Source organism: Cryobacterium sp. TMT1-66-1, from assembly GCF_004403435.1.
GTDB lineage: Bacteria > Actinomycetota > Actinomycetes > Actinomycetales > Microbacteriaceae > Cryobacterium > Cryobacterium flavum.
On record NZ_SOGP01000006.1, the window covers coordinates 13,000 to 39,431 of the forward strand.

Sequence of the window (26,432 nt, forward strand, 5' to 3'; positions counted from 1 at the left end):
GTTTACAAATGTGAAGGCATCGTGATCGATCTGTGATCGCGAGCGAGAGGAGACCACACTATGGCTGACCGCAGTTTGCGTGGCATGAGATTAGGCGCACAAAGCCTACAGAGCGAAGAAGGCGTCACCTTCTCCCCCCGGCTACAGCACACCTACCGGTGTGAAACATGTGGGCGCGAGACGGTAATGATTTTTTCGGCCGAAGCCGAGGCACCGGACGAATGGGAATGCAAATACTGCGCACGGACGGCGACCCGACTGGTCGATTCCCTGCCGGTGATCGTTGACCACTCCGACGAGAAGATTCCACGGACCCACTGGGACATGCTGCTGGAACGTCGCACCAGGGATGAACTCGAAGAGTTGCTCGAAGAGCGCCTCTCCGTGTTGCGCCTGCGCCGTGGTGGACAGCAGAAGATCGGCGCCTAACCGCCGGTTCCACCCCAGACGACCCCCGCACGTGTGTGCCGGGGTCGTTGTTGGTTAACGCTGTGTTCGCGAAGCGGTGCGCGCCAAGCGGCGACGTTGGCCTCGGGCGGCACCGAAACAGAGCGCCAGACCGGCCAGTCCCAACCCGGAGACGAGCCATTCAATGCCTCGCCCAGCCACCATCGCCGGCGTAATGATGTCGCTGAGCGGCACCGTCTGCACCATCGCGCCAGCAGTGAAGGTCGGCAGGCTGTCCTGAGTGTGCCCGTCGGGAGTGATGATGGCGCTCGAACCGACCGTGGAGATGTTCACCACCGTACGACCCGTCTCGATCGCGCGCAGCCGGGCGATCGCGAGCTGCTGCACGCTCTCATCGGTGTGCCCGAAATCGGCATTGTTGGTTTGAGCGAGGATGATCTGGGCCTTGTCGTCGATCATCTCGTGCACGAGTTGATCGTCGGCGATGTCGAAACAGATCGCGATCCCGGCCAGGATCCCGTTGATGTCGAAGGTATTGTCCCGGGTACCGATGCCGTAGTCCCGGCCGATGAGGTCGATCAGCTCCGGGGCGAACGGACGCCAGAAGGCGCGATCCGGCATATACTCCGCGAAAGGCACCGGGTGCACCTTGTCGTACACGTCAACGGCTCCGCGCCCGGCCTCCCAGAGCAGCGAGCTGTTGTAGTAGGTGTCTCCCGGCTTTGTGATGGTGCCGGTGATGAGCGGGGCATCCATTTCGGTGCTGACGTAGTCGAGCACCTGCGCGGCCGCTTCCGACCGGGCGGGGTCGATATCGCTCGCGTTCTCCGGCCAGACCACGAAATCGATTTTCTGGCCGATCAGCGGCAGCGTGGCCGAAACGTGGTCCTGCAGGATCTGGCCCGGAGAATATTTGGCAAAGAGCCCGGCGTCAGCGTTGCCCTGCACTGCGGCGAGGCGAACCTCACCGCTGGGGATGGTCGGCCACGCGGGCACGGCGAGCACCAGCGCAACGGCACCGACAACGATGCCGGTGCGCAGCCTGCGCATCAGTTCGGGTTCGCGGAGCAACTGTACGGCCAAGGCGCTCAGCCAGACCATAATGAAACTGAGGCCCGACAGTCCCACCCAGGCCACGAGCGGGCCGAACGGACTCTCGGACTGGGAGAGCACAACGCGGCCCCAGGCGAAGCCGCCGTAGGGCCAGACCGCGCTGATTGCCTCCCTGGCCGTCCACAACCCGGCGACGATAACCGGCACCACACCGAGGCGACCCCAGATGCTCGGCCAGACCCGAGGACCGTGCCGTAGCACGACCGCGGTGAGCCCGAGCCCAACGGCGAAGAACAGGCTCTCCAGCCCGCCGAGCGCGAACCACGGCACGAGACCGAGATACAGGGTGATCCAGTAGATGTGAATCAGCCAGAACGACAGGCCCGCGACCAGGCCAACGAGCAGTCCGGTCGCGAGGTTTCGACCGAGCAGCGCCAGGAGCATGAGCGCGACCCCGACCGGCGCGAGAAACCACCAGTCGCGATCCGGGAAACCGGCATCGAGAACCGCTCCCGCACCGGCGGCGACCAGAACGGATGCCCACAACGGCAGGCTGAACGCACGCTCACGCGCCCACATGGCGGGTTCAGGCCACCGAAGAGTAAGCGACAATGCCGCGACGGATGGCGTCCATGGCGCTCCGAGCGGTTGATCCGACCTGGGCGTCGCCGGCGATGGACAGTTGGTCAAGCAGATCGATGGTCTGTTTGGTCCAGCGCACGAAATCGCCGGCCGCCATCTCGGCCTCGTCGAGCACGTCGGCGAGCGACGCGCCGCGGGCCCACTTCCACATGGCGAGGCTGAGGCCAACGGCGAGCGGATTACTGCCGGGGAGCTTGTGGTCACGCTCGAGGTCGTCGATGCGACTCCACAGCTCATGGGTGTCGTCCAACGCCGGGCGAAAAGGCCCCTTCGGCAGGTAGCGGGCGTCGATGAGGCCCTCTTCACGTCGCGGCTCGAAGACGAGCGCGCAGGCCATCGCTGCGAGACTCGCGGCGTCGAGTTCGTTCCACAGGCCGCGGCGCAGGGATTCAGCAACCAGCAGGTCCCGCTCGGCGTAGATGCGGCGCAGAATCCGTCCGCTTTCGCTGAGCGCGATCGCACCGCTGGCATCGGATTCGAGATAGCCGTAGCCGAGCAGCACGTCGGTCACCCGGTCGAAAACGCGGGCGATCGCCCCAGTGCGTTGCGAAATTTGCTGGTTGAGGGCATCCGTCTGGCGTTTGAGCTTGAACCAGCGTTCCGCCCAGCGGGAGTGTGCCTCGCGATCTGCGCAGTGGTGGCAACCGTGGGCACGCATCTGTTTGCGGAGGCTGGCGACCTCACGCTGGCGTTTGTCGCGTTCCCCTCGCTGGGAGTTGTCGGCCTTGGTGCCCTCGCGCTCCACCTCGGTGAGACGCCGACGAATGGCCGAGTACTGCTCAAAATCTCCGAGGTGGCAGGTCATGCTGGTCTTGAACCCGGCCAGAGATTCCTCCTGCTGGCGCACGGAGCGGGCCAGATCGACGACGGCGCGGTCGGCCTGGAACTGGGCGAACGACGACTCGAGCACGCCGCGCGTTCGCGTGACCCCGAACTGGTCGATCAGATTGACGGCCATGTTGTAGGTCGGTTTGAAACTCGAATTCAGCGGATAGGTGCGCCGAGAGGCGAGCGAGGCGACGGCCTGCGGGTCGAGTCCCTGGGCCCACTGGATGACCGAGTGCCCAAGGGTGTCGATTCCGCGGCGACCGGCCCGACCGGTCAGCTGGGTGTACTCCCCCGGGGTGATCGGCACGCGCGCTTCACCGTTGAACTTCTCCAGTTTGTCGAGCACGACCGTGCGGGCAGGCATGTTGATGCCGAGGGCAAGCGTTTCGGTGGCAAAGACGGCCTTGACCAGCTTCTTCTGGAAGAGCTCCTCGACGACCTCCTTGAAGGCCGGCAGCAGACCAGCATGGTGGGCCGCGACTCCGCGTTCGAGCCCGTCCAGCCACTCGAAGTAGCCAAGCACGCCGAGGTCTTCGTCCAGTAGGGTGCGGCATCGATCGTCGACGATCTGGCGGATTTCTTCACGCTCGTGTTCCTGGGTCAGGCGTACCCCCGAACGGAGCACCTGTCGCACGGCCTGGTCGCAGCCGACCCGGCTGAAGATGAAGAAAATGGCCGGCAGCAGATGTTTACCGTCGAGCATACGCACGATGTCGCCGCGGTCCATCCGACCGGCATCGAACTGGGGACGCTGCTTGTCATGACCCCGGTAGCCCCCGGATTGGCCGCCCTGACGACCGGAACCTCGGCCGCGCCCGCCGGCCGAACGTCCGCCGGCGTGTGCCAGACGCACGAGTTCAGGATTAACCCGATGCGTACCGATCAGTCCGGTGGAGTCGAACAGATCGAGCATATTGTTCTTGACCAGCACGTGTTGCTCGAGCGGAACTGGTCGCTCCTCAGACACGATCACGTCGGTCTCACCGCGCACTGCCTGCAGCCAATCGCCGAATTCTTCCGCGTTCGACACCGTCGCGCTGAGCGACACCATGCGCACCTGCTGTGGCAGATGGATGATCACTTCTTCCCAGACAGCTCCGCGAAAGCGGTCAGCGAGGTAGTGCACCTCGTCCATCACCACGAAGGCCAAGTCGGTCAGCAGATCGGAATCGGCGTAGAGCATGTTGCGCAGCACTTCTGTGGTCATGACCACGATGCGCGCCCCCGGGTTGACGTTGCTGTCTCCGGTAAGCAACCCGACCTGGTCAGCGCCGTACTCGGCCGCAAATTCCTGGAACTTCTGGTTGCTGAGCGCCTTCATCGGGGCCGTGTAGAACACCTTTGCACGGGACCGCTGCATCGCCAGGTAGATCGCGAATTCGGCCACGATCGTCTTGCCGGCTCCGGTCGGCGCCGCAACGAGCACGCTGTTGCCCGCCTCCAGGCACGCGCAGGCTTCACGCTGGAACGGGTCGAGGTCGAAGCCCAGGCCGCTCTCGAACCCCTGCAGGAGTGGCTGGGCGGCCCGGATGCGCGCAGCCGAGTACCGTTCGGCCGGCGATTGCGTGTGAGTCACGTGATCCTAACAATTGCTGCAACGAGTCTCAGCTGAGACTAAAGCGCGAATTCTTTTTCGAAGGCGAGCACTTTTCTGGCCGCGCGCCGATCGTGCAGCCAAGCGATACCGTAGGCGGCAAAATACAACATGACCATGGGAATGGCCAGCAGGAACATTGACACCACGTCGGCGGCCGGGGTGGCGATCGCCGTGAACAGCACAATGACCAGAATGGCGATCCGCCAGGACTTGATGATCGACGCTGCGCTGATGACCCCGGCGAAGTTGAGCAGCACGATGAACACGGGCAGCACGAACGCGATACCGATCGCCACGACGAGCTTGAGCACAAAATCGAAGTAGCCCTGAGCGTTGATGAACGCCGAATCCTCCGTGGGGGCGAAACTCGTCATGAGCTCGACTACGTGCGGCAGGACGATCCAACCCGCGGCGCAGCCGGCCAGGAACAGCGGAATGGCCGTGAAGAGAAACCCGAAGGTGTATTTCTTCTCGGTTCGGGTGAGCCCCGGTACCAGAAAAGCGAAGACCTGATAGAGCCATACCGGGCTGGACACAATCAGACCGACGTAGAGCGAAATCTTCAGTTTGAGGTCGAAAGCGCTCGTGATGTCGGGGTAGTTGATCTGGGCGTTACGATGCTGGGCGTTGATGATGGCGTAAATGGGTTCACGCAGCTGATCCCAGACGAAGTCGGAGAGAAACCAACCCGCAATGGCCCCGATGAGGAGCCCGGCAGCAGCCAGGTAGAGGCGCTTGCGCAGTTCGATCAGGTGCTGCCCCAACGACATTTTTCCCGCTTTGGTCGCACTCCGCTCGGCGCGGACCATGCGGCGCTAAGGCTTCGCGGCGGGGTCGGTGGGGCCGACCGCGGTGGGGCCGGACGTCGTCGACGCGTCGTCGCCCGTGGTGCTCGTTGAGCGAGCAGGCGCGTTCGGATCGGGGTCGACCGCGTCGCTCTTGATCTCACTCTTGAAAATTTTCATCGACTGCCCCAGGCTGCGGGCGAGTCCCGGAAGCTTGGGCGCACCGAAAAGAAGCAGTACGACGACAAGGATGATCAGGAAGTGCCATCCGGTCAGATTTTGCAGCATGAGGGTGTGTCCTCTGTGTTAGCGAGTATTGCAGCGGGCGTGGCGGTTATCGGGCGTGCCGCATCAGTTTACCCCGCACGATCCGCGCGTCGCGACGCACCTGGTTTCGGTGGGTGCGTTCTGCACGCAGTTGGTCGACCCTTCCCTGCAGCACGGCCGAATCTGCGAACACGGCCGGGATACCGACAGCGGCAGCCGCCAGCCCATCGGATTCGCCCGTGGGCAACTGACCGCGGAGCGATTCCAGCGCCTGCAGGGTGCCGCGAGTCTTCCGAAACAGCGAGAGGGCAAACCAGCTGAGCAGAGCGAGCAGTCCCAGTGTTAGACCAGTCCAGATGAGCAGCCACGACCACCACGGCATCGGCTACTCCTGCTCCGTCGGGCGCTGGCGGTCGGCGGCGTACTGGGCGAACCCGGCTGCGGCCCAGTCAGCGACCGCCTGGCGTGATTCGGCAGGTTCGAGAACGGTGACGATGCCGGCCAGGCCGGTGACCAGACGCTTGAGCGCGTGGGAATGGGCGACGCGCAGTGTGGTGCGAGTGCGTTCGCCCGATCCGACCGGCTCTGCGCGTTCGGGGCGGTAATCCGCCAGCAACGGCAGCGCCGTGGTCGGGAGCTCGAGTCGCACATCGACGTCTGTGGTCGACGCCTGAAACAGGGTATCGGGCAGAACCAGGTCGGTCGGGTGCGTGCTGCGTGGCACGTCCGTCACGCGCGGTTCGCTCATGCGGTCCAGTCGGAACGTTCGGACGGCTTCGCGGAGGTGGCACCAGCCGCGCAAGTACCAGTCGTTGTCGACGGACTCTAGGCGCAGCGGGTCGACAAGCCGGTGTTCCTGGCCCCCGCGAGCGTTCAGATAGTCGAACTCAACCTGCATCTGCGTGCTGAGCGCCGTCTGGACGATGTCGCGGGTGGTGCCGGCATCGCGCTGGGCGACGGCCACCTGGGTCGGGGGCGCCGATGCGCTGCGGGTCAGCTTGGCCATCAGCGATGCGATGGCGTCGGTATCGGCATTGTCGGGCAGCGCCGACAGGTATTGCAGACCGGCGATCAACGCCGCGGCCTCGCGGGCGGAGAATCGCGGGGAATCGTCGATGGCGACCTGATGCGTGAGCACGATCCGATCGTTTGATTCGAATTCGTCCCAGAGGATGTCAAACAGGTCGCCGTGCAGGTACTGGCGGGTCTCCCCGGGGATGCCGGACAGGGCAATGAGGCTGACCAGACCACGAACACGTTCCGCCGACAGATCGAAGTGCTTCGCCACCTCGGTGACACTGACGCGCCCCTGATCGATAAGGTACGGAACGAGGGACAGCAGCAGCGTGAGCTGGTCGCCGGCCACCCGGGGTTGGGAAGGTGCACCCGACCGCGCGCGCAGCGACGGTGTTCGGCGGCGAGGCGTACTTCCGGACGATCCGGCGGGCCGGGGGCCCGCATGAGCGTCCCTGACGGCGAGCAGCCGATTCTCCACCGCCGAGCGCAGGGCGAGCGGACTCTCGACGACTACTTCCGGGCCAAATCCAGCCAGTTCGTCGGCGAGGATATTCAGGTCGGTGAAGTGCAGGAGGCGCTCGACTCCGGCGGACTGCTGGCCTGGGGGTACCGGGTGCTGCGCCGCCTGGCGCGCGCCGAGACGAACAGCGGCGTCGGACCCGGGCACGACGGCGATGCGGGCGATATTACCGGCCCAGAGAGCCTCGAGTTCGGCCAGGGCTCGAGCACTGTCGGTCGCACAGTCGATAACCGGACCCGGAGTCGCGTTGGCGACCGCAGCCGCGGTGCTGACGACTGCGACAGCGCCGACGATGCGAGACAGCAGAAACGTGCGTGGGGCGTGAACGGCCTCATCCGTGGCGTACAGGTGCCAGCGGCCTTCGTGCTGCACGAGCGCGCGCGGAGCAACAACACGACGCGCCGGTGTGGTTTCCCCCGGCTTGAGGTACAGAAAAACCACGACCTGCGCACGGTCAAGCGCCTTGCTGAGTGGTTCGAAACTCGCATCGCGCGTGCGCAGTAAGGGCGCGTAGCCGAGTACCGGTTCGCTCGGTTCAATGCCGAGCGAGTTCAACTTCATCAGGGCACGGCGAGATTCCCCCGACAGGGATCCTTCGCGCCACACCGTGCCTGCCAGTTTCAGGAGGGACACCTCGCTGGGAGTGAAGGTCACGTCGGCGGGCAGGTCGTAGAGACCCTTCGGAATTCGATAGCGGAGAAAATGGTTACTTCCCGGATCGTGCGGGGGCTCAATCGTCTCGAGCGGAATGCCCAGCTCACGGAGGTCGTCCTTGTCGCGTTCAAACTGGCGCTCCAGGCTCTCGTTCGAACCGGCGGGTACATAGCGCTGCCGGTAGCCCTGCACGTTCTGGAGGATGTCGGCCTTGGTCAACCCCGAATCCGTCGCCACGAGGGCCAGGACCAGGCTGAACAGTCGCTCAGGAGCCGTGATCGCCGATGGTTTGGGACCGGTTTCCTCGGTCGAATCGGGATGCGGAGGCGTCGAAGTCACTGTGTGATCCTATCGCCCGAACCAGGCGTCAGACGCGGTGGCACGGGCGCGGTGGGAACCCCACAATCAGTTGATGCCCAGAATATCGACCGAGTACACCAGCGTTGAACCAGCCGGGACCTGGCCCTGTGCCGCTGGGCCAAAGCCCAGCGCTGGCGGAACGACAACGACCAGCTGGGAGCCAACGGTTTGACCAGAAATCGCGGTGGCCAGGCCCTGCGGAAGGTCAGAAAGTGGCACTACCCGAGGCGTTCTCGTCGCCCACGTGGACTCGAAGACCTTGTCACTCGCCCACAAGAGGCCGGTGTAGTGGATCACCACGGTAGCGTCTGACGCGACCTTCTCGCCGGTTCCCTTCTTGAGCACGCAGAATTCCAGCGCCTTCGGCACATCACCGGAGGGAAGGACGATTCCAGGGGTGCCGTCGGCATCGAGGACGACGGCAGGAAGACCGTTCGCGACGGCCTGGTCGGCTCCATCTGCTCGCGGCAGGAAGGCCTTCACGATGTCAACGACGAGCACGAGAGAATCCGTCGCGCTGACGCGCAGTTGATCGTTGACGCCGATGCCGTCGTTCGGCGCAATGACGACCGCGATGCGCTCACCCACGCGCGCACAGACCAGACCGGCGACAAATCCGGGATTTGTAGCATCGCCCAGTCCGAACTCCACGGCGGTACTGCCGTCGAAAGCGCTCAGCTGCAGAGGCTCGCCGGTCGTGCCGTTGTACAGGTTCGACTCGACGGAGACCATCTGGCCGGGAACGACCTGCGGCCCTGAACCCGCGATGATTTCGGTGCGCTGCGTAGTGGATGACTTCAAGGGTGTCGGAAAGCTGATGTCCGGAACAGCGCCGAAATCACCGGTCACCGAGACCAGTTTCGACGCGGCGCCCGAGGGCGCCCCAGCGTCACAGGATGCCTGAGCAGTGCCGGGGCCGGCACACGCGGTCAGTGCCGTCATCACGAGGCCGGCGGTGATGATCAGCGCGGATGCTTTGCGCACAGGTCCTTCTTTCAGTACAGGGTGGTGCGCAGCGTGGATCTGTTGCGCGGGTGTGAGGGGTGCGGGTGCTACGGGGGCGCAGGCTTCGGCGTGGTACAACCAGAAGGGCCGGGACCCATCCTAACCGGCGTCGAGGCCTCGGGCCTTGGAAAGCTCCGCGCTGGATCCCGCGACGCGCACGCGCTTGCGCATGACCTTCGCGCTGACGTTGCGTTCACCGAGCGCTCCCGGCGTCCAGGCTTCGACATCGGCGTCGCTGAAGTCCGTCTTCGACGGACGCCGCTTCAATTCGGGCAGGATCGTGTCGGGCGCGAGGCGACGAGCCGTGATCAGAAAACCGGTGTGGCCGATCATGCGGTGGTCGGGTCGTACCGCGAGACCTTCCACATGCCATCCGCGAATCATCGTTTCGTTGGAATCCGGATTGGTGTAAAAACCGGTACCGCGGATGGCCTCGGCTACGCGGGACAGCTGCGTCACCGTAGCGACGTAGCAGAGCAGCACTCCCCCGGGCTTGAGAGCTTCGGAGACTGCGCCCAGGCATTCCCAAGGTGCCAGCATGTCCAGGACCACCCGGTCGACGCTGTGCGACGGCATAGTGTCGGGCAGCGTCTCGGCGAGGTCGCCGAGCGTGATGGTCCAGTTCTGCGGATCGTTTCCGAGGAAGGTGGCGATGTTGTCGCGGGCGACATCGGCGAATTCTTCACGCCGTTCAAAGGATGCGAGACGGCCGGCCGGTCCGATTGCGCGAAGCAGCCAGAGAGACAACGCCCCCGAACCGACTCCGGCCTCGACGACAGTGGCACCGGGAAAGATGTCCGCCTGCGCCAGAATCTGGGCAGCGTCTTTGGGATAGATGATGGCGGCACCGCGCGGCATACTCATCACGAAGTCCACCAGCAGCGGGCGCAGCGCGAGGTGTTCAACGCCGACGTTGTTGGTGACGACCGAACCGTCGGGCTGCCCGATGATGTCGTCGTGCGCGAGAATGCCGCGATGGGTGTGAAAGGTCAGGCCTTCCTGAAGGGTGATGGTGTTCATGCGCCCTTTGGGCCCGGTGAGTTGCACCCGGTCGCCAATGCGAAAGAGTCCACTGTTTTGAATAACCTGGTTGCTGCTCATGCGAGTGGTGCGCTTTCGTTGCGGGCGAACCCGGTGGGGGCGAGAGGATGAACGGGAGCGGCCGAATCGGAACGCTCTGAGGAGTGGAACAACGCCGCAATGTCGTGGATCGTTCGCCCGTCGAGCGTCGACCAGCGCGTGTACAGGGCGCTCTCCGGCAGGTCGATCTGGTGGGGAACGGCGATGGTGATGGTGCCGGCAGCGACGGCGGATTCGACACCGGGCCCGGAATCCTCGATCGCGATGCATTCCGCCGGGTTGACGCCGAGTTGTCGGGCGGCGACCAGGTAGGGATCCGGATGCGGCTTGCTGTTTTCGACCATGTCGCCGGCGACGACAACGTCGAAGGCTGCAAAGTCGATGAGGTCGATGATCTGGCGGGCCATCCGCTCCACCGACATGGTGACGAGCGCAGTCGGCACGCCGGCCACCTTCAGCTGTTGCAGGAGCTCACGAGAACCGGGACGCCAGGGAATGCCGTGTTCGGCCAGCTGCTCCTGCACGCGGTCGGTGAGGCGCGCGACGATGGCATCCGGGGTGAGGTCCACCCCGCGCGATTGCAGGATCGCTGCCGAGTTCCACAGTCCGGACCCGACCAGCAGCATGCCGTCGTCGTGGGTCCAGACACCGCCGAATTCGGCTACCAGCTCGGTTTCCGCGCGCATCCAGTACGGTTCGGTGTCAACGATCGTGCCGTCCATGTCCCAGAGGACAGCGGCGGGGAGGGAAGCGGGCGTGGGCAGCGGCAGAGGAAAAACATTCACGGGGTTCAAGTGTAGGGCCACCGCCTATCCTTGACTGAAGGCCCTCCACGCGGAAGGCACGAGGAATTGAGGACAAACACGGTGGCTGACGGTAATGGGTTTCTGGGCGGACGGCTGCTGGTCGTTGCTTTCGAAGGCTGGAATGACGCTGGCGAGGCCGCAACGGGCGCGGTTCGCGCGCTGAAGGAACTCCTCGACGTCGAGATGATCACCGAGGTCGATCCGGAGTTGTACTTCGATTACCAGTTCAATCGGCCGACCGTGTCAACCAATGAAGATGGTGTGCGCTCGCTCGGCTGGCCGAGCGCGATCATGTACGGCCCGACGAATCCCGGTGTGACCGGTGTGCCGCTGGCCGACGACGCGCAGTTGCGCGTCAGCGGAACGAATGCTGGCAACATCTACCTGCTGATCGGTACGGAGCCGTCGCGCAGTTGGAAGAGTTTTGCGGCGGAGATTCTCGACGCCGCCCTCGCCGCTGACGTGAGCGGCGTCGTGTTCCTCGGGGCGATGCTCGCCGATGTTCCGCATACCCGGCCCATTTCGATCTTCGTGTCGAGCGATAACGCCCAGGTGCGCGCCGAACTGCAGATCGAACGCAGTAATTACGAGGGTCCGGTTGGCATTCTCAGCGTTCTGTCGGACGCCGCGGAGACGGTGGGAATTTCTACCCTGTCGATTTGGGCATCCGTTCCCCACTACGTGCACAACGCACCGTCGCCCAAGGCGATGCTCGCTTTGATCGACAAGCTGGAAGAGGTCATCGACGTGGTGATCCCCCGGGGCGTGCTGGTAACCGAGGCCGCCGATTGGGAGAGCGGTATCGATGTGCTGGCCGGTGAGGATGAGGAGATGGCCGCGTACATCGCCCAGCTGGAGCAGGCCCGCGACACGGTCGACTCGCCGGAGGCGAGCGGCGAGGCCATCGCGCAGGAATTCGAGAAGTACCTGCGCAAGCGCGGTACCGACGGACGCGACGGACGTGCCGATGGTCGGCCAGACGGCCGCTCCGACGGGCCCGGCACCAGGCCCGACGGGCCACGGCACTAGGCCTTACAGAGCGACGCCGAGGAGAGCGCTGATGGCCTGATTGACCAGTGCGACGTCATCGAGCTCACTGGCGACCGCGTCGTCAATGAGCTGCAGGGCCTGTGGTGTGTCCAGGTCGTGACGTAGTGCGAGGCGGAGGGCGTCGACCAGAGCGGAAGCCGAACCAGGTGTTGCTGTACTGGCGGCACCCTCGGAGGCGTTCACGGCGACCGTGCCGAGCGACGCAGCACCGAACGCCGACGACCAGGCGGACAGGCGCGCGACGGCCTCGTCCAGGAGCGCGGCGGTCCATTCCCAGTCGGTTCGGTAGTGCCGGGCCAGCAGGGCCAGCCGGATCGCGCGCGGGTCAAAATTCTGGGCACGAAGTCTCGAGACCAGTACAAGGTTGCCGAGGGACTTGCTCATCTTCTCGCCGCGGTAGGCGACCATGCCGGTGTGGCTGTAGACCCCGGCGAGCGGATGCCCGGACAGCGCCTCCGCGTGCCCGGCGCTCATATCGTGGTGTGGGAAGATCAGGTCTGATCCGCCACCCTGCACGGTGAAGTCGGTCCCGAGCTCTTTGAGGGCGATGACCGAACACTCGATGTGCCAACCGGGGCGCCCGGCGCCGACGGGCGATTCCCAGACGGGTTCGCCGGCGCGCGCCGCCTTCCAGAGCAGGGGGTCGAGGCGATCGCGCTTGCCTGCCCGGTCGGGGTCTCCCCCGCGCTCGGCGAAGAGGCGGAGCATGCTGACCGGGTCGAGGTTGCTCTCGTCGCCCAGGGTCCAGTTCGTGCTGGCTTCGGCGGCCTGAATATCGAAGTAGAGGTCGGCGGCGATCGTTCCGTCGGCGCCGGCGATGGCATCGTCGGTCGGTACCGGGTAGGCCAGTCCGGCTTGCTGCAGCAGCGCGACGGCAGCGGCGACCTCGTCAATGACCTCGGTCACGGCGACGAAGTCGTTCGGCGGAATGATGCCGAGGGCCTGCATGTCGGTGCGGAACAGATCAACCTGGGACTCGGCCAGGTCGCGCCAGTTGACGCCGGTGGCGGTCGCCCGCTCCAGGAGCGGGTCGTCGACATCCGTCACGTTCTGGGCGTAGTGCACGCGAAACCCGGCGTCGATCCAGACCCGCTGCAGGGTGTCGAAGGCGAGGTAAGTGTTTGCGTGGCCGATGTGGGTGGCGTCGTACGGCGTGATGCCGCAGACGTAGAGCCGGGCGGCATCGCGTGGCTGGGCCAGCACCAGGCTGTCAGTTTTCGTGTCATGGAGCCAGGGTGCACCCGACTCGCCGGGGACAGAGACAATTTCGGGTCGTTCCCATGCACGCATTGAACCAGCCTAGCTTTGATGCGGCAGTGGTTTCGCGCCCCGGCCGATCGGGCCGGGGCGTTATGGCTAGGCCGAGATGACGTTGGTGCCGAGAAGCACGAACAGCACGATGCCCAGCACGATGCGATAGATCACGAACGGCAGAAAACTCCGCTTAGAAATGTAGTTCATGAAGAACGCGATGACTCCGAGGGCGACTATGAAGGCAATGACCGTCGCGACCAATATTTCGAGCGGTCCGAAAATCTCCGGAGTGCACGTCGTCGCGCCGGCCAGGCAGGGATCGGCGATGGACTTGTAGACCTGGTAGAAGCCACTACCAAGCACGGCGGGAATCGCCAGCAGGAAGGCGTAGCGGGCCGCTGCGGCGCGTTCGTAGCCGAGGAACAGCCCGGCGGTGATGGTTCCCCCCGAACGGGACACGCCGGGGATGAGCGCGAGTGCCTGGGCGAAACCATAGATTGCGCCGTGCCCGTAGGTAATGTCTCGCAGTTGGCGCCTCTTGGCGCCGACGTGGTCGGCGATGCCAAGCAGGATTCCAAAGACGATGAGCATGGTTGCGGTGATCCAGAGCGAGCGCAGCACGGTCTCGATCTGGTTTTGAAACAGCAGGCCGAGCACGATGATCGGCAGCGAGCCGAGGATGATCAGCCAGCCCATGCGGGCATCCGGATCCTTGCGGGGAACCCGGCCGGTGAGGGACTTGGCCCACTGGCCGATGATGCGCACGATGTCACTCCAGAAGAAAATGACGACGGCAGCCTCGGTGCCGATCTGGGTGATGGCAGTGAACCGAGCCCCCGGGTCTTCACCGGTGCCGAGAAACTGGCCGACGATCGTGATGTGGGCACTCGACGACACCGGAAGAAATTCGGTCAGCCCCTGAACGAGGCCCAGGATGATCGCATTCAGAAAGTCCACGCGCTTCGCTTTCTCAGATTTTTTTCAGCTGACGCCGACTGAGCTCAAACCCGTTGGGATCGAACCTGGTGCTAGTAACTGGAGAACAGGTCGGTCAGAACCTGCCTGCCAAACACTAATGCGTCCAGCGGCACCCGCTCATCCACTCCGTGGAACATCGCAGGAAAGTCCAAGTCGGACGGGAGGCGAAGTGGTGCAAAACCGTAGCCCTTGATGCCGAGCGTGCTGAGCGCCTTGTTGTCGGTTCCCGCCGACAACAGGTAGGGCAACACCGGGGCTCCGGGGTCGTGGCGCTCCAGAGTGCCCACGACGGCCTCGATCAGCGGTCCGCTGAATTCGGTCTCCAAACCGATATCGCGGTGAATCGTGACGATCTCTATGTCGGAACCGACAATCTCCTGAATCTGGGCGAGTACGAGGTCTTCCTCGCCCGGCAGCGATCGAATGTCGATGAGGGCTTCGGCCATGTCCGGGATGACGTTGTGCTTGTAGCCGGCGGTCAGGCCAGTGGGGTTGGCCGTCGTGCGCAGGCTGGCCTGAATGAAACCGGAAGCCGTGCCGGTAGCCAGGGCTAGTTCGTCGGGGCCGACCCGCTGCGGATCGACATCGAGAATGCGGGCGATTTCGCCGAGCAGCTGCTCGGTCGTATCGGTCAGACGAATCGGCCACTCGTGCCGTCCGAGTTTCGCCACGGCGCCTGCAAGTCGGGTGATGGCGTTGTTCGGGTGCATGCGGGAGCCGTGTCCGGCCTCGCCGCGCGCGACGAGCTTGACCCAGATCAGCGCCTTCTCCCCGGTTTGCAGCAGGTAGGCGCGTTTGCCGCCGAGCGTGATCGAGTAGCCACCAACCTCGCTGATGGCTTCGGTAGCCCCGTCGAACAGGTGCGGGTGTTCCTTGACCAGAAAGTGCGAACCAAGCACGCCGCCGGCCTCTTCGTCAGCGAAGAACGCGATGACGAGGTCACGCTCCGGTGCGCCCTGGGCGGCGATCACGTCCTGCAGGGAGGCCAGGATCATGGCGTCCATGTTCTTCATGTCGACGGCACCACGACCCCAGAGCAGTCCGTCCTTGATGACGCCGGCGAACGGATCAACGCTCCAGTTGGCCGCGTCGGCCGGCACAACGTCGAGGTGACCGTGCACGACCAGGGCGCTCCGCGACGCGTCGCGGCCATTCACCCTGGCTACCACGCTCGTTCGGCCCGGTTCGGAATCGAACAGCTCGGGCTTCAGGCCGAGGCCGCGCAGCTTCTCGGCCACGTACTCGGCGGCATCCGTTTCGCCGTTGGAGCGACCCTCACCGTAGTTCGTGGTGTCGAAGCGGATGAGATCCCGCGCGATTTCGGCGGTCAGGTCGAGTTTCTGGGCGACCGCTGCGGGCGGGCTACCCACTGAATCAGCGGAAGTTGCGGCTGGGGGCACGTTCGAAAGGGAAGCCATGGTCAAACGCTACCCGTCGGCGCCGGCGCCGGTGACACAACGGGTGTTCTAATCCGTGCTAAGTTATTACCTCGGCAGCCGGTTCATCCGGAGGCCGTTTCACCCAGTCCGGGTGGCGGAATTGGTAGACGCGCTGGCTTGAGGTGCCAGTGCCCGTTAAGGGCGTGTGGGTTCAATTCCCATCTCGGACACGGAGATTTCTTGCGAGAAATCAACGAGGACTGGTTGAGACAGTTCACAGGGCCGGATCCATTGGATCCGGCCCTGTCTCGTTAACTCCGTCAGGACAGGATGTCCTTGGTCACGAAACGGCTGTAGGCCAGCGCCCCGAAAACGGCCAGGTAACCCAGCTGCACGATCGCATTCTGACCGAACGAGCCGAGGTCGAGAGGCTGCCGCAGCAGGTCGGCGAAACCGAGCCAGTAGTGGCTGAACAGCCACGGGTGCAGCCAGGACAGCTGCGGAATCACATCGAGGATCTGCGCGACCACCGAGACCACGATCGTCGCCGCCATGGCCCCGACGGGAACGTCGGTGAGCGTGGAAATGAACAGCCCGATCATCGACAGGCCCAGCAGGGACACCGTGACATAGGCCGCCACCAGCAGTGAGCGCGCGAGCGACTCGCTGACGCTGATGGTGTCGCCGGAGAGCAGCGTGACCGGGCCGACCGGGAAGAGCGCGGCCCCGATAATCGCTCCGGACACCGTGAGGGTCAGCGTCGCCACGAGGCAGAACAGGGCAGCTCCGGCATATTTGACGAGCAGGAGCCGCACACGGCCAGCCGGCGCCACCAGCAGGTAGCGCAGGGTGCCGAGGCCGGCTTCCCCGGCGATGGTATCCCCGGCGACCACACCGATGGTCAGCGGCAGGAACAGCGGGATAGCGACGACCATGGCGGTGAAGCCTACGAAAAGACCGTTCTGGGTCACTCGATCCAGAAACGGCGGTCCCTCCCCCGGGGCCAGCGCCTCCGACGACAGACGTACGGCCACAGCGAGCAGAATGGGGATGAGCGCCACGGCGACCAGCATGGCCCAGGTGCGGCGCCGACGAAACAGTACCGAGATTTCGGAGCCGAGCAGCGACCATCCGCTGCCGCGGCGCGCCGACACTACGCTCGGGCGTTCGCCCGGCAGAACCTCACTGGACGACATCAAAACCCTCCCCGGTCAGTGCGACGAAACGTTCTTCAAGGCTCGGTTCCTCGATCGCGAAGCCGCGAATGCGCACTTCGCCAGCCACGAGAGCCTTCACGATCGCCTCCGGCAGCCAGCTCGTGTCGACGAGCGGCGCGGTTACGATCGAGTCACCATCATCAGGCGATCCCGCCTGCGGCATCAGACCCAGGTGGGTGAGCACGCGCACCGCGCCCGCGGTATCCGGGGTACGCACGCGGATCCGGGTCTCGCCGACCGCACGCAGAGCGGCCAGGGTGCCCTGGGCGACGATGCTGCCGGCGCTCATCACGGCGGCGTGCGTGCACATCTGTTCGACCTCGGCCAGCAGATGGCTGGAAACGAACACGGTCGTGCCCTCGGCGGCCAGTGAGCGCACCAGGCTGCGGACTTCCCGGGTGCCCTGGGGGTCGAGTCCGTTCGTGGGCTCATCGAGGATGAGCAGCTCCCTGTGGAGCAGCAAGGCGTTGGCGATGCCCAGCCGTTGCTTCATGCCAAGTGAATAGGCGTGCACCTTCTTGTCGGCGGCGTGGGTGAGGCCCACGCGTTCCAGGGCCAGCTGCATCCGAGCCCGGCGGGTCGCTCCTGGCGCGTACCGATCGGCGGTGTCCAGCCGCCGCAAGTTGGCCGCCCCGGAGAGAAAGGGATAGAAGGCGGGACCTTCAACCAGGGCGCCCACGCGGGGCAGAACATCGTGCAGCCCGGCCGGCATACTCCGACCGAGCACGGTGATCGTTCCGCTGCTGGCCTGGCTGAGGGCCAGCAGCATGCGAATCGTGGTGGTCTTACCGGAACCGTTCGGACCGAGAAAACCGAAGACGGAACCGCGGGGAACGGCGAGGTCGATGCCGTTCACCGCGGTTTGGCTGCCAAACCGTTTGGTCAGCCCCCGACTCTCGATGGCGAGGCTTGGGGCGGGCGGGTTGAGCGCCGGGGTCACTCGGCGGCGGCCTGGAGCTGCGCCAATGGAACTGCCCCGGCGAAGACGCGACCGTCGGTGGCCAGGAATACCATCAGGAGTGACGTGGTCAGTGTACGTCCGCCGGCGACGGGTTCGGTGAGCTGCTCAAGCATGGGATTATCGCCCACCTCGGCCGGTACGGCGAGGGCGGGCACCTCGATGATGCTGGACCAGCCGGTGCCCGTGATGACCGGGGACCCTCCCGCTGCCGGGCTGTGGTCACCCGTGTCGCTGGCGGCAGAGCCGTCGGGCTTGGTCGGGAAGGCCGGGGTCGTCACCGTGGCGGTAACCGGCGGCACGAAGTCGAATAGGTCAGCGTTTGGAGCGGAGAAGTCAATGGTGGTGAAGCCCACCTGCAGCGCGGGTGCGCTCTGGCCCCGGGCCTCGACGGTCACTTGCAGCGGCAGGCCGGTCTCGGAGTCCACCGCGATTGAAACGGATGCGACGAGGGTGTCGGTCGCTTTCGGCGTCAGGACCAGCTGATAGACGTTACGGCCGGCGACCCGGGCGTCGGTGCCCACCGAGACCGCTGTGCTCGGGTCAAGGTTGGCGAGGAAACGTTCGGCGAGCTGAGCCGGAGATGACAGGTCGGCCGGGAGCTGTGACTCGAGTTCGGCGGCCTTCGCCTGGGCGGTGGCGGCAAGATCGGCCGGAATGCTCAGATGAGTCGCCGCGTTCGTGCTCGAGTCGTACAACCAAACGTCGCTGCCATTGCGCACGACATCGCGTTCAGCCATCCGGTCCTTGATCTGCACGCGGGACTGGCTCTCGCCACCGACGTACACACGAAACTCGTGGGAGCCGCTGAGCAATTCGAGGGCCGTGCTCACGGCAGCGGCCGACGACGTGCCGGGCATTCCCGCGCCCAGGTCAAGACTGGGCAGGCCAAGATCAGTGGTTTGGGCGACCGTTCCGGAGAAGGTCGACACGGTGCTGTCGTTGACCAGGAGCAGAACCTGCTCGGCCGTCTTGTCGGGCAGATCGACGGCAGCACCGGCCGCAAGCGGCACGGCGATGACCGCTGCGACGACAACGGCCGGCACGACGATGGCAGGGAGCCACTTCAATGAATTGCGGGACATGATCAACGGCCCGATGCGATCAGATTCATACCGTGATCGTACGCCCTGCGCGGTGTCCAACGGCCACGCGATCAGCGTACTTTCAGCAGGGTCAGGTCGGTTCGGGCGGGCTCAGCGCCTCATCGGTGATGCCGATGAACTGGCTGCCGATGCCGTCACACTCGGTGCGGCCAAAACCGGCGGCCGGTTCGGGCAACTCATCGAAACCGTGGTTGGAGCAGCTGATGTAGGTGAAAGTCGGCCACCATTTCTTCGGGCGAACAGCTTCGGTGTACCCGCAGATCGTGCAGGTCAGCTGCGCCCAGACGGGCTTTTTGCCGGTGCGATTGGCTCGCGACTGCACCAGCCAGGCCGGCGGTTCGGCCTCTAGTTTGGCGAGCTGGCCCTCGCTGAGGCGTGAGGGAATTCCGTGGCGTGCCGCCATTTCCAACGGTATGTCCAGGCGCAGTGCTACTTCTCGTCGCGTAATCATCTTTGGACAACGATAGGCGCTCGGCGGGCCCGCGCAGCATCCGCTCCCCCCCTGCGGATCCGATTTCGACCGCTATGGGAGAATGGCGAAATGTCTACACCTCTCTCCTCGCCCGGACTGCCCGTATCCCCGCTGGGACTGCTTCTTGACGTCGACGGTCCGATTGCGAGCCCGATCACGCGCACCATCGCGACATCGAGCATCCTGACCGATCTGATCACCCTCGCGGCCGGACACGTGCCGATCGCGTTCATCACGGGCCGGTCAGCCGATTTCATCCGCGAGCAGGTTGTCGCGCCGCTCGTCGCGGCCGGGCTGCCGGATTCCTTTCGCATGTACGGCGTCTGCGAGAAGGGCGCGGTGTGGTTTCCGATCGGGGTGGAAGGCATGGGAGACGTGGTCATCGATCAGAGTGTTGCCCTGCCGACCGCGGTCATCGACGAGGTGCGCCAGCTCGTCGCCGACTCGTTCTCGGCCGAGATGTTCTTTGATGAGACCAAGCAGGCGATGATCTCGGTCGAACAACGTACGGACGTGAGCCACGCGAATTATCTCGCCCGCCAATCCGGCTTCAACGAGGCCGCTTTTGCCCTCCTGGTGAAACACGGGCTCGGCGTTCGCTTCGACGATCGAGAGTCGCCAGACGAATCCGGTCAGGTTCCGTTTCGGCTGGATGCCACCATCATCTCCACCGACATCGAGTCGGTCACACTCGACAAAGACCATGCCGCCAAGCGAGCCCTCGCCTACTTTGCCGAGACCGGGCCGTTACCCCGACTCTGGCGGTCGGTGGGCGATTCCCGCAGCGACTATCGCATGGCCGATCACCTGCACGAGGCGGGCTACGACGTGTCCCACGTTGACGTGCGGCCGTCCGACGGCATTTTGGACCGGCCTTATCCGGTGATCGTGATCGGCGACCAGATCCACGATGAAGCCGGGGCGACGTTTCTGCGCTACTGGGTCGAGAAGCTGGCCCTGCCCGCCTAGGTATTCACAAAACGGATGCCGTTTTGCAGGGTACTGCGCAGCTCGAACACTTTCTCGAAGCTGCCGCGTTCCATGCCGGCCAGTCCCTCGCGCAGCACGCCAACCAGGCGCGACCGCGGGATGATGATGATCATCGGCCGTCTGCCGCGCTTCGGCAGTGAGACCGCTTCGTCGAGCGCACCATCGGGGAGAACGACGATGAGCGCGGTGAAGCGCACCTTGAGCGCTCGGCTGATGGAGCGAGCGGCGTCCTCGAACTGGTGGATCGGGCGATCCTCCTCCGGTACTTCGTCGCCGGCCAGTTCGCCGCGGCGCAACTGCACCGCGCCGCCCCAGTCTTCGGAGAGCAGGCCGAACAGTCCGGCCGGGCCGAGGATGATGTGGTCGACTTTGTCGGTCTGGCCGCCGGTGTCGATGTCATGCCAGGCGGTGAAACCGATACCGAGATTGGCCACGAGCTGGGCCGTGGCCTCCTCGGCCAGGGCCTTGGCCAGGCAGTGCCGCACGAATCTCGGGGCACTGCGAATCAACGCGGGGGCGTACGGGTCGTCGATGACCGTGCCGCGGCCGGCCCATTCGCGTACTAGATCGAGGTATCTCAGGCGAGCCTGGCCGCCTGGGTGACCGTGCATGCGGGTTTTCAGGCTGGACTTGGTGGCCGGGCCGCGGGCGGACGGGGCGGCGTAGGCATCCGCTGGAGCGGTCGGGTCTGCATCACCGAAGCGGCGGCGATCGTAGGCGGCCCGGTTCTCGGGGCTGCCGATACGTTCCCAGGCGAGCTGCACGGCATGGAATTTGGTGGCACTTCCGCCGACGTCGGGGTGGGTCTGGCGCAGCAGCAGCCGATAGGCGCGACGCAACTCATCCTCGGTCGCGGTCGGACTCACTCCCAGGACCTCGTAGGGGGTGGATGCGGCCGGGCTGTCTTGCATCCTGGGCGGGACCTTTCGTGTTCGACGACAATCGATGCGAAATCGATCGGAAATTTACAATACCGTGCGATTCTGACACCGCGCCGAGGGTGCGCTGTACGGGTGATCGGGCCATTCTGTGCCACGATCAGCCTGTGACCATTTCCCTAGCGTCAGTGCACCGGTACAGCACCCGACTGGTCGTCATGCTCATCGTCGGAGTCGTCGTTGGCCTCGTCGCTGGCGTACCCGGCGATTGGGCCCTCGCGGTGATCCTCGGCTGGGCGGCGGCCTGCGTGACCTACATCGGTTGGGTCTGGATCGCCATCGGGCGACAGGATGCCGCGTCGACGGCCCGCCACGCGACCCGCGAAGACCCCTCGAGGGGAGCCTCGGAATTTCTCATCCTGCTGGCCGGGCTCGCGAGCCTCGGCGCCATAGTCGTGTTGCTGCTGGGGACTTCGGCGACCTCGGGGACGCAGCGCGGGCTTCTGGCCGGTGTAGCCATTGCCAGCGTCGCGCTGTCCTGGGTTCTCGTACACACCCTCTTTACGCTGCGCTACGCCTCGCTGTATTACAGCGACTCCCCCGGCGGCATTGACTTCAATCAGACCGAACCGCCAAGGTACAGCGACTTCGCCTACCTGGCATTCACCATCGGCATGACCTATCAGGTGTCAGACACGAGCATTCAGAGTCACGCGCTGCGGATGACGACGCTGCGGCACGCGCTGCTGTCGTTTCCGTTCGGATCAGTGATTCTAGCCACGCTCATCAACCTGGTGGCTGGCTTACTGCACTGAGCCGGCAGCAAGCGTGGTTTAGTTGCGCAAGAGGTGGAACGGGATCGCCATGGCGAGGGCCACACACAGGATTCCGCCGATGAAAATCGGCAGCATCAGCGAGGTGACCGAGAAGGCCAGGCCGAACAGCCAAAAACCGAAGACGAAGATCGCAAACGCGACGACGAAGGCGACAATGTTCATGGGTGTTCCTTTCAGGGCAGCGCCCGCGCAATTGTGCAGCCACTGATGTGAACGTACTGAGTATTCGTACTGATTCGAGCGTACCGGTTAGGGCAGAGCGCAATTACACCGAATCGTTGTCGACCGGCTCGATCAATTCGGGGCCGTTACCCGATATCGGCGCAACCTGGTAGAAGTTGAGCGATTCCACCACCTCGCGGGAGGCCGCCACGGCGGCATCGACCAGGGTCTGATCGCCCTCGGTGGCGGGATCCAGCCACTGGTCCCACCACTCCTCCGGTAGGGCGACGGGGGCGCGGTCATGGATCTGCGCGAGCGGGCCCCGCGCATCCGTTGTCAAAATAGTCGCGGACAGCACCCACCGCGCCGGATCGGTGTCAGCGGCAGCCGGATTCTTCCACCAGGAATACAGGCCGGCGAATGCGAGCGGCAGGCCATCGTCGGAGTGAATGAAATAGGGAGTTTTCACGGTGCCCTCGGTGTGCCACTCGAAGTAGCCGGTCGCCGGAACCAGGGCACGCCGCGACTTGACGCTGGTCTTGAACGTCGGTTTCTCGGCGGCGGTTTCTGCCCGAGCGTTGAAGGTGGGAAATTTCGACGTCGGTTCGGTCGCAAAAGACGGGATCAGCGACCAGCGTGCCGATTCCAGCCGGCGCACGGCCGGGTCGGTGCGTTTGGACTCGAGCACGATCGGGATCTGCTCGGTCGGCCGGATATTCCACGACGGCTCAGGAAGATTCTCCCCCTCATGCTCGACATCGAACATGGCAGCCAGATCCGGCGCCGTATCGGTAATGATGAATCGACCACACATGCCTTCAGAATACCGCGTCATGCCGGAGCGGAGAGCGTCGTCGACTAGCGTCGATGCCATGGACGATCGATACAGTGCAGACGTGCTCTCCCCCGGCTGGCGCGACGCCGGCCGCATTATCATTCCGACCCAGGAAGCCACCCGCGACCTGGTGGTGGAGGAGGTCGCCACCGGGTTCTGCGGTGCCGTCATCCGCGTGGAGAAGAAGATCGTCACCCTGGAGGATCGGCACGGCAAGCTGAGACTGTTTCCGCTCGGTTCCGGCTTTCTGATTGACGGTCGCCCCGTCACCCTAATTGCTCCGACGATGGCCGCGGCCCTAGGCCGAGTGCGCACCGCCTCGGGCTCGACCGCTGTGCCGGATGCCCCGGCCCGGGTCGCTCGCGCCAGCCGCATCTTCGTCGAGGGCCGGCACGATGCCGAACTGGTCGAAAAGGTCTGGGGTGCCGACCTGCGGATCGAGGGAGTGGTCGTTGAGTACATTGAGGGTGTCGATAACCTCGACGAGATCCTTCGAGAATTTCGTCCGGGGTCCGGGCGTCGGGTGGGCGTGCTGGTGGATCACCTCGTGCCGGGCTCGAAGGAGAGCCGCATCGCGGAAGCCGTGGCGCGCGGCCCGTATGCGGCGAGCGTGCTGGTGGTGGGGCATCCGTTCGTCGACGTCTGGCAATCGGTGAAACCAGCCCGGGTGGGCCTCACGGTGTGGCCCGATATTCCGCGCAGCATTGAGTGGAAGCACGGTATCTGCGACGCGCTCGGTTGGCCGCACGAGGAGCAGGCTGACATAGCCAGGGCCTGGCAGCGCATTCTCGGCCAGGTGCGCACGTTTGCCGACCTGGAACCGCAACTTCTCGGCCGAGTGGAACACCTGATCGACTTTGTGACAGCCGAATGACACGCCGGGATTAGTTTTTCGGAATGCTCCCGGAGCGCTGACTACCAGTGGTAGACCCGGAGTTCACCCGTTTTTTCCGGTAAACGTAACGCTTTCGTGTTAAAAAGGCAGGGAATTCCGAAACCATCCAGACATGTGGGCTAGTGTTGGACTCGAAGTTGTAGTGCTTGCACGTCTTAAACGCATTGATCGTGATTCATCTGGATCGCAGTTAGTGCGCCACATTCCTTTCGGAAGCGGACGACGAATACCGCGACGAACGGTCCCGACAGTCGGGGCCGGTCTTACACTCCTGGAGGAGTTTTACAAATGGCAACAGGTACCGTGAAATGGTTCAACGCTGAAAAGGGCTTCGGCTTTATCGCACCCGACGACGGAAGCGCCGATGTTTTCGCGCACTACTCCGCGATCGCGTCGAATGGCTACAAGTCCCTCGATGAGAACCAGAAGGTCGAGTTCGAGGTAACCCAGGGCCCCAAGGGTCCTCAGGCCGAGAACATCCGCGCCCTCTAAATAGAGCTTGCGAAGAACGCCTTCCGCTTCGGCGGGGGGCGTTCTTGTTTTAACCGGATACGGGGCCGGGCAGCTGCTGCGACCGGCCGCCCGTTACTTCACCAGGTCCTGCCAGCCGTCGCCGTCGACATACTCAAAGATGAGGTTGGTCTCGGTGTGGGCGACCGCCGGATGCTCCGCGAGGTGCTCGAGCACGAAGTCCCGCAGGTGGGACGCATCCGCTGCGGCCACGTGCAGCAGGTAGTCGTCGGCACCCGCGGTGTGGAACAACCCGATCACGCCGGGCCAGTGCGGGGCCGCGTTCCGAAAGTCGTCGATCTGCACGCGGGCGTGCTTGGCCAGCCGCACCGAGATGAGAGCCTGCAAGCTGGCACCGAGGGCAGCCAGGTCAATATTGGCCCGGTAGCCACGAATGTGGCCGAGCTGCTGCAGACGACGCAGGCGCAGCGACACGGTGGACTCGGCAACGCCGATTTCACTGGCCAGGGCTGCCCCGGAAGCCCTGGCATTGACCGACAGGGCGCGCAACAGCGCGCGGTCAACCCGATCAAGTTCTGGCTTCTTCGATTCCATCAACAGACTCCCTTATTACTAAGGAGTTTATGCGATTCCTGTCTTGGAATTGCAAGGGTCTGCAGGGTCACTTGCGCGACCGCACAGAATCTGTTTCTGTGAGGGCATGCTGCCACCGATGTCACATATTGAAACCCTCGCCGTGCATGCCGGAATGGACGGCCTCACCGAGGCGGGCGTTCACGTTCCCGGTATCGACCTGTCCACCACTAATCCGCTGCGCGGTGTGGAATCCGGCGGTGAGTCGTACGAGAATCTCGCGACCGGCGGAACCCCGGAACCCGGGGACTCAGCCGTGTACCAGCGCCTCTGGCAGCCCGGCGTCGCCCGTTTCGAAAGCGCCCTCGCAGCGTTGGAGCGGGCGGAGGGCACGGTGGCCTTCGCCACCGGAATGGCCGCTCTCAACGCGACCCTGATCGCCACGGTCACCGCCGGAAAACCGCACATCGTGGCCCTGCGACCACTGTATGGCGGGACCGATCATGTCCTGGCCAGCGGGCTGCTCAGAACGACCGTCACCTGGACAGATTTGGCCGGGGTGACCGCCGCCATCCGCTCGGATACCGGCCTGGTCATTCTGGAGACACCGGCCAACCCGACCCTCGAACTGACCGATATTCGGGCGGTCGTCGACGCGGCCGGAGACGTGCCGGTACTGGTCGACAACACCTTCGCGACGCCCGTACTGCAGCGTCCGATCGAGTCGGGAGCAACCCTGGTGCTGCACAGCGCGACCAAATTTCTCGGCGGACACGGCGACGCGATGGGCGGGACGGTCTCCGGGTCCGAGGAGTGGATGGTGCGCCTGCGGCAGGTGCGGGCGCTCACCGGCGGCCTGCTGACCCCGTTCAATGCCTACCTGCTGCATCGCGGTTTGCGCACCCTCCCGGTGCGGGTACGCGCCCAGCAGGCGACGGCGGCGGAAGTGGCGACTCGGCTGGCCGGACACCCGGCCCTGGTGCGGGTGCTCTACCCCGGGCTCCCCGGCCAGGACCCGCAGGGACTGATCGGGCGGCAGTGCTCGGGCGCCGGATCGCTCCTCGCCCTGGATCTCGGCGGCTACGCGGCGGCCCTGCGTTTCACCGAGGCGCTCGGCCTGATCACCCACGCCGTGTCGCTCGGCGGCGTCGATTCCCTGGTGCAGCATCCGGCGTCGCTCACCCACCGACCGGTCGCGCCCGACGCCCGGCCCGCCGCCGGAATCGTGCGTATCTCCATTGGGCTGGAGCACGTCGACGACCTCATGGACGACATTCTGACCGCCCTGCTGGTGGCCCGGGTGCCGGTGGGCGCGGGCAACACCTCCGGTGCGGCCGGCTAGATCGGCGCAGCAGC

The 26,432-nt window shown here is 64.7% G+C and carries 27 protein-coding genes and 1 tRNA gene; 8 read left to right on the top strand and 20 right to left on the bottom strand.

Annotated elements, in window-relative coordinates; all coding sequences use genetic code 11:
* The first annotated feature begins 60 nt into the window (after nt 1-60).
* The gene (locus tag E3T29_RS02495; protein WP_134343949.1) at nt 61-429 is read left to right on the top strand and encodes an RNA polymerase-binding protein RbpA; all 369 of its coding nucleotides are present in this window, start codon (nt 61-63) and stop codon (nt 427-429) included.
* Nucleotides 430-483: 54 nt separating this feature from the next.
* Here the strand turns inward: E3T29_RS02495 and lnt are convergent, their stop codons facing one another.
* From lnt to E3T29_RS02545, 9 genes are all read right to left on the bottom strand, one after another.
* Nucleotides 484-2,040: an apolipoprotein N-acyltransferase gene (gene lnt / locus E3T29_RS02500; RefSeq protein WP_134343950.1), complete on the bottom strand. Its 1,557-nt coding sequence runs from the start codon at nt 2,038-2,040 to the stop codon at nt 484-486.
* A 7-nt stretch (nt 2,041-2,047) separates the two neighbouring features.
* Nucleotides 2,048-4,507 carry an RNA helicase gene (locus E3T29_RS02505; RefSeq protein ID WP_134343951.1) on the bottom strand — a complete coding sequence of 820 codons (2,460 nt, stop codon included), beginning with the start codon at nt 4,505-4,507 and terminating at the stop codon, nt 2,048-2,050.
* 38 nt (nt 4,508-4,545) lie between these two features.
* The gene (gene tatC, locus E3T29_RS02510) at nt 4,546-5,298 is read right to left on the bottom strand and encodes a twin-arginine translocase subunit TatC (protein WP_092340218.1); all 753 of its coding nucleotides are present in this window, start codon (nt 5,296-5,298) and stop codon (nt 4,546-4,548) included.
* A 45-nt stretch (nt 5,299-5,343) separates the two neighbouring features.
* Nucleotides 5,344-5,601 (bottom strand): twin-arginine translocase TatA/TatE family subunit, encoded by a 258-nt coding sequence (gene tatA / locus E3T29_RS02515; protein WP_134343952.1) that lies wholly within the window; start codon nt 5,599-5,601, stop codon nt 5,344-5,346.
* Nucleotides 5,602-5,647: 46 nt separating this feature from the next.
* Entirely contained in the window at nt 5,648-5,962 is a 315-nt protein-coding gene (locus E3T29_RS02520) for a hypothetical protein (RefSeq protein WP_134343953.1), read from the bottom strand.
* A gap of 3 nt (nt 5,963-5,965) precedes the next feature.
* Complete coding sequence (locus E3T29_RS20600) at nt 5,966-8,110, bottom strand: helix-turn-helix transcriptional regulator (RefSeq protein WP_370449096.1); 2,145 nt, start codon at nt 8,108-8,110, stop codon at nt 5,966-5,968.
* 66 nt (nt 8,111-8,176) lie between these two features.
* Nucleotides 8,177-9,115: an FKBP-type peptidyl-prolyl cis-trans isomerase gene (locus E3T29_RS02535; RefSeq protein ID WP_134343954.1), complete on the bottom strand. Its 939-nt coding sequence runs from the start codon at nt 9,113-9,115 to the stop codon at nt 8,177-8,179.
* A 120-nt stretch (nt 9,116-9,235) separates the two neighbouring features.
* Nucleotides 9,236-10,237: a tRNA (adenine-N1)-methyltransferase gene (locus tag E3T29_RS02540; RefSeq protein WP_134343955.1), complete on the bottom strand. Its 1,002-nt coding sequence runs from the start codon at nt 10,235-10,237 to the stop codon at nt 9,236-9,238.
* Nucleotides 10,234-11,001, bottom strand: coding sequence for an HAD family phosphatase (locus tag E3T29_RS02545; RefSeq protein WP_255574972.1), 768 nt, complete (start codon nt 10,999-11,001; stop codon nt 10,234-10,236). Before E3T29_RS02545 ends, E3T29_RS02540 begins: the two co-directional genes overlap by 4 nt.
* 81 nt (nt 11,002-11,082) lie before the next feature.
* Between E3T29_RS02545 and E3T29_RS02550 the strand changes: the two genes are divergently transcribed.
* Nucleotides 11,083-12,051, top strand: a complete 969-nt coding sequence (locus E3T29_RS02550; protein ID WP_134343956.1) for a PAC2 family protein — start codon at nt 11,083-11,085, stop codon at nt 12,049-12,051.
* 3 nt (nt 12,052-12,054) lie between these two features.
* Here the strand turns inward: E3T29_RS02550 and mshC are convergent, their stop codons facing one another.
* From mshC to E3T29_RS02565, 3 genes are all read right to left on the bottom strand, one after another.
* Nucleotides 12,055-13,362 carry a cysteine--1-D-myo-inosityl 2-amino-2-deoxy-alpha-D-glucopyranoside ligase gene (mshC, locus tag E3T29_RS02555; RefSeq protein ID WP_134343957.1) on the bottom strand — a complete coding sequence of 436 codons (1,308 nt, stop codon included), beginning with the start codon at nt 13,360-13,362 and terminating at the stop codon, nt 12,055-12,057.
* 66 nt (nt 13,363-13,428) lie between these two features.
* Nucleotides 13,429-14,283 (bottom strand): undecaprenyl-diphosphate phosphatase, encoded by an 855-nt coding sequence (locus E3T29_RS02560; protein ID WP_134343958.1) that lies wholly within the window; start codon nt 14,281-14,283, stop codon nt 13,429-13,431.
* A 71-nt stretch (nt 14,284-14,354) separates the two neighbouring features.
* Nucleotides 14,355-15,722, bottom strand: a complete 1,368-nt coding sequence (locus E3T29_RS02565; protein ID WP_134343959.1) for a M20/M25/M40 family metallo-hydrolase — start codon at nt 15,720-15,722, stop codon at nt 14,355-14,357.
* A 106-nt stretch (nt 15,723-15,828) separates the two neighbouring features.
* On the opposite strand from E3T29_RS02565, the gene E3T29_RS02570 reads away from it, so the two are divergent.
* Nucleotides 15,829-15,913: transfer RNA gene (locus E3T29_RS02570), tRNA-Leu, on the top strand.
* Nucleotides 15,914-16,003: 90 nt separating this feature from the next.
* On the opposite strand, the gene E3T29_RS02575 is transcribed toward E3T29_RS02570, so the two are convergent.
* The 4 genes from E3T29_RS02575 to E3T29_RS02590 form a co-directional block, all read right to left on the bottom strand.
* A complete protein-coding gene (locus E3T29_RS02575; protein WP_092340148.1) occupies nt 16,004-16,879 on the bottom strand; it encodes an ABC transporter permease in 876 nt (291 codons plus the stop codon).
* Nucleotides 16,866-17,840, bottom strand: a complete 975-nt coding sequence (locus tag E3T29_RS02580) for an ATP-binding cassette domain-containing protein (RefSeq protein ID WP_134343960.1) — start codon at nt 17,838-17,840, stop codon at nt 16,866-16,868. Before E3T29_RS02580 ends, E3T29_RS02575 begins: the two co-directional genes overlap by 14 nt.
* Nucleotides 17,837-18,943, bottom strand: a complete 1,107-nt coding sequence (locus tag E3T29_RS02585) for a sigma-E factor regulatory protein RseB domain-containing protein (protein WP_134343961.1) — start codon at nt 18,941-18,943, stop codon at nt 17,837-17,839. The genes E3T29_RS02580 and E3T29_RS02585 overlap by 4 nt, the downstream gene beginning before the upstream one ends.
* A 91-nt stretch (nt 18,944-19,034) precedes the next feature.
* A complete protein-coding gene (locus E3T29_RS02590) occupies nt 19,035-19,415 on the bottom strand; it encodes a hypothetical protein (protein ID WP_092340146.1) in 381 nt (126 codons plus the stop codon).
* Between the two features lie 90 nt (nt 19,416-19,505).
* Here E3T29_RS02590 and E3T29_RS02595 point away from each other — a divergent pair, with 90 nt between their 5' ends.
* Entirely contained in the window at nt 19,506-20,405 is a 900-nt protein-coding gene (locus E3T29_RS02595; protein ID WP_134343962.1) for a hypothetical protein, read from the top strand.
* On the opposite strand, the gene E3T29_RS02600 is transcribed toward E3T29_RS02595, so the two are convergent.
* Nucleotides 20,402-21,337 (bottom strand): DnaJ domain-containing protein, encoded by a 936-nt coding sequence (locus E3T29_RS02600; RefSeq protein WP_134343963.1) that lies wholly within the window; start codon nt 21,335-21,337, stop codon nt 20,402-20,404. The genes E3T29_RS02595 and E3T29_RS02600 overlap by 4 nt on opposite strands.
* Before the next feature lie 134 nt (nt 21,338-21,471).
* Here E3T29_RS02600 and E3T29_RS02605 point away from each other — a divergent pair, with 134 nt between their 5' ends.
* Nucleotides 21,472-22,119, top strand: a complete 648-nt coding sequence (locus tag E3T29_RS02605) for a DUF1345 domain-containing protein (RefSeq protein ID WP_241987602.1) — start codon at nt 21,472-21,474, stop codon at nt 22,117-22,119.
* An 18-nt stretch (nt 22,120-22,137) separates the two neighbouring features.
* On the opposite strand, the gene E3T29_RS19535 is transcribed toward E3T29_RS02605, so the two are convergent.
* Complete coding sequence (locus tag E3T29_RS19535) at nt 22,138-22,302, bottom strand: hypothetical protein (protein ID WP_166789798.1); 165 nt, start codon at nt 22,300-22,302, stop codon at nt 22,138-22,140.
* A gap of 103 nt (nt 22,303-22,405) precedes the next feature.
* Nucleotides 22,406-23,176 carry an SOS response-associated peptidase gene (locus tag E3T29_RS02610; protein ID WP_233197533.1) on the bottom strand — a complete coding sequence of 257 codons (771 nt, stop codon included), beginning with the start codon at nt 23,174-23,176 and terminating at the stop codon, nt 22,406-22,408.
* Between E3T29_RS02610 and E3T29_RS02615 the strand changes: the two genes are divergently transcribed.
* Together E3T29_RS02615 and E3T29_RS02620 are read left to right on the top strand one after the other, a co-directional pair.
* Nucleotides 23,175-24,011, top strand: a complete 837-nt coding sequence (locus E3T29_RS02615) for a DUF3097 domain-containing protein (protein WP_134343964.1) — start codon at nt 23,175-23,177, stop codon at nt 24,009-24,011. The genes E3T29_RS02610 and E3T29_RS02615 overlap by 2 nt on opposite strands.
* A 309-nt stretch (nt 24,012-24,320) precedes the next feature.
* Nucleotides 24,321-24,524, top strand: coding sequence for a cold-shock protein (locus E3T29_RS02620; protein ID WP_035840308.1), 204 nt, complete (start codon nt 24,321-24,323; stop codon nt 24,522-24,524).
* 93 nt (nt 24,525-24,617) lie between these two features.
* On the opposite strand, the gene E3T29_RS02625 is transcribed toward E3T29_RS02620, so the two are convergent.
* Complete coding sequence (locus tag E3T29_RS02625) at nt 24,618-25,097, bottom strand: Lrp/AsnC family transcriptional regulator (RefSeq protein WP_092107921.1); 480 nt, start codon at nt 25,095-25,097, stop codon at nt 24,618-24,620.
* A 118-nt stretch (nt 25,098-25,215) separates the two neighbouring features.
* Between E3T29_RS02625 and E3T29_RS02630 the strand changes: the two genes are divergently transcribed.
* Nucleotides 25,216-26,418, top strand: a complete 1,203-nt coding sequence (locus tag E3T29_RS02630) for a PLP-dependent aspartate aminotransferase family protein (protein ID WP_198417708.1) — start codon at nt 25,216-25,218, stop codon at nt 26,416-26,418.
* The last annotated feature ends 14 nt before the right edge of the window (nt 26,419-26,432 follow it).

What these genes read in the sequence shown, in the direction of transcription:
- tatA (WP_134343952.1), bottom strand. Translation starts at nt 5,601, where the DNA reads ATGCTGCAAAATCTGACCGGATGGCACTTCCTGATCATCCTTGTCGTC.
- E3T29_RS02615 (WP_134343964.1), top strand. Translation starts at nt 23,175, where the DNA reads ATGGACGATCGATACAGTGCAGACGTGCTCTCCCCCGGCTGGCGCGAC.
- mshC (WP_134343957.1), bottom strand. Translation starts at nt 13,362, where the DNA reads ATGCGTGCATGGGAACGACCCGAAATTGTCTCTGTCCCCGGCGAGTCG.
- E3T29_RS02600 (WP_134343963.1), bottom strand. Translation starts at nt 21,337, where the DNA reads ATGCAAGACAGCCCGGCCGCATCCACCCCCTACGAGGTCCTGGGAGTG.
- tatC (WP_092340218.1), bottom strand. Translation starts at nt 5,298, where the DNA reads ATGTCGTTGGGGCAGCACCTGATCGAACTGCGCAAGCGCCTCTACCTG.
- E3T29_RS02595 (WP_134343962.1), top strand. Translation starts at nt 19,506, where the DNA reads ATGTCTACACCTCTCTCCTCGCCCGGACTGCCCGTATCCCCGCTGGGA.
- E3T29_RS02540 (WP_134343955.1), bottom strand. Translation starts at nt 10,237, where the DNA reads ATGAGCAGCAACCAGGTTATTCAAAACAGTGGACTCTTTCGCATTGGC.
- E3T29_RS02565 (WP_134343959.1), bottom strand. Translation starts at nt 15,722, where the DNA reads ATGGCTTCCCTTTCGAACGTGCCCCCAGCCGCAACTTCCGCTGATTCA.
- E3T29_RS02620 (WP_035840308.1), top strand. Translation starts at nt 24,321, where the DNA reads ATGGCAACAGGTACCGTGAAATGGTTCAACGCTGAAAAGGGCTTCGGC.
- E3T29_RS02520 (WP_134343953.1), bottom strand. Translation starts at nt 5,962, where the DNA reads ATGCCGTGGTGGTCGTGGCTGCTCATCTGGACTGGTCTAACACTGGGA.
- E3T29_RS02575 (WP_092340148.1), bottom strand. Translation starts at nt 16,879, where the DNA reads ATGTCGTCCAGTGAGGTTCTGCCGGGCGAACGCCCGAGCGTAGTGTCG.
- E3T29_RS02590 (WP_092340146.1), bottom strand. Translation starts at nt 19,415, where the DNA reads ATGATTACGCGACGAGAAGTAGCACTGCGCCTGGACATACCGTTGGAA.
- E3T29_RS19535 (WP_166789798.1), bottom strand. Translation starts at nt 22,302, where the DNA reads ATGAACATTGTCGCCTTCGTCGTCGCGTTTGCGATCTTCGTCTTCGGT.
- E3T29_RS02630 (WP_198417708.1), top strand. Translation starts at nt 25,216, where the DNA reads ATGTCACATATTGAAACCCTCGCCGTGCATGCCGGAATGGACGGCCTC.
- E3T29_RS02585 (WP_134343961.1), bottom strand. Translation starts at nt 18,943, where the DNA reads ATGTCCCGCAATTCATTGAAGTGGCTCCCTGCCATCGTCGTGCCGGCC.
- E3T29_RS02495 (WP_134343949.1), top strand. Translation starts at nt 61, where the DNA reads ATGGCTGACCGCAGTTTGCGTGGCATGAGATTAGGCGCACAAAGCCTA.
- E3T29_RS02610 (WP_233197533.1), bottom strand. Translation starts at nt 23,176, where the DNA reads ATGGCATCGACGCTAGTCGACGACGCTCTCCGCTCCGGCATGACGCGG.
- E3T29_RS02625 (WP_092107921.1), bottom strand. Translation starts at nt 25,097, where the DNA reads ATGGAATCGAAGAAGCCAGAACTTGATCGGGTTGACCGCGCGCTGTTG.
- lnt (WP_134343950.1), bottom strand. Translation starts at nt 2,040, where the DNA reads ATGTGGGCGCGTGAGCGTGCGTTCAGCCTGCCGTTGTGGGCATCCGTT.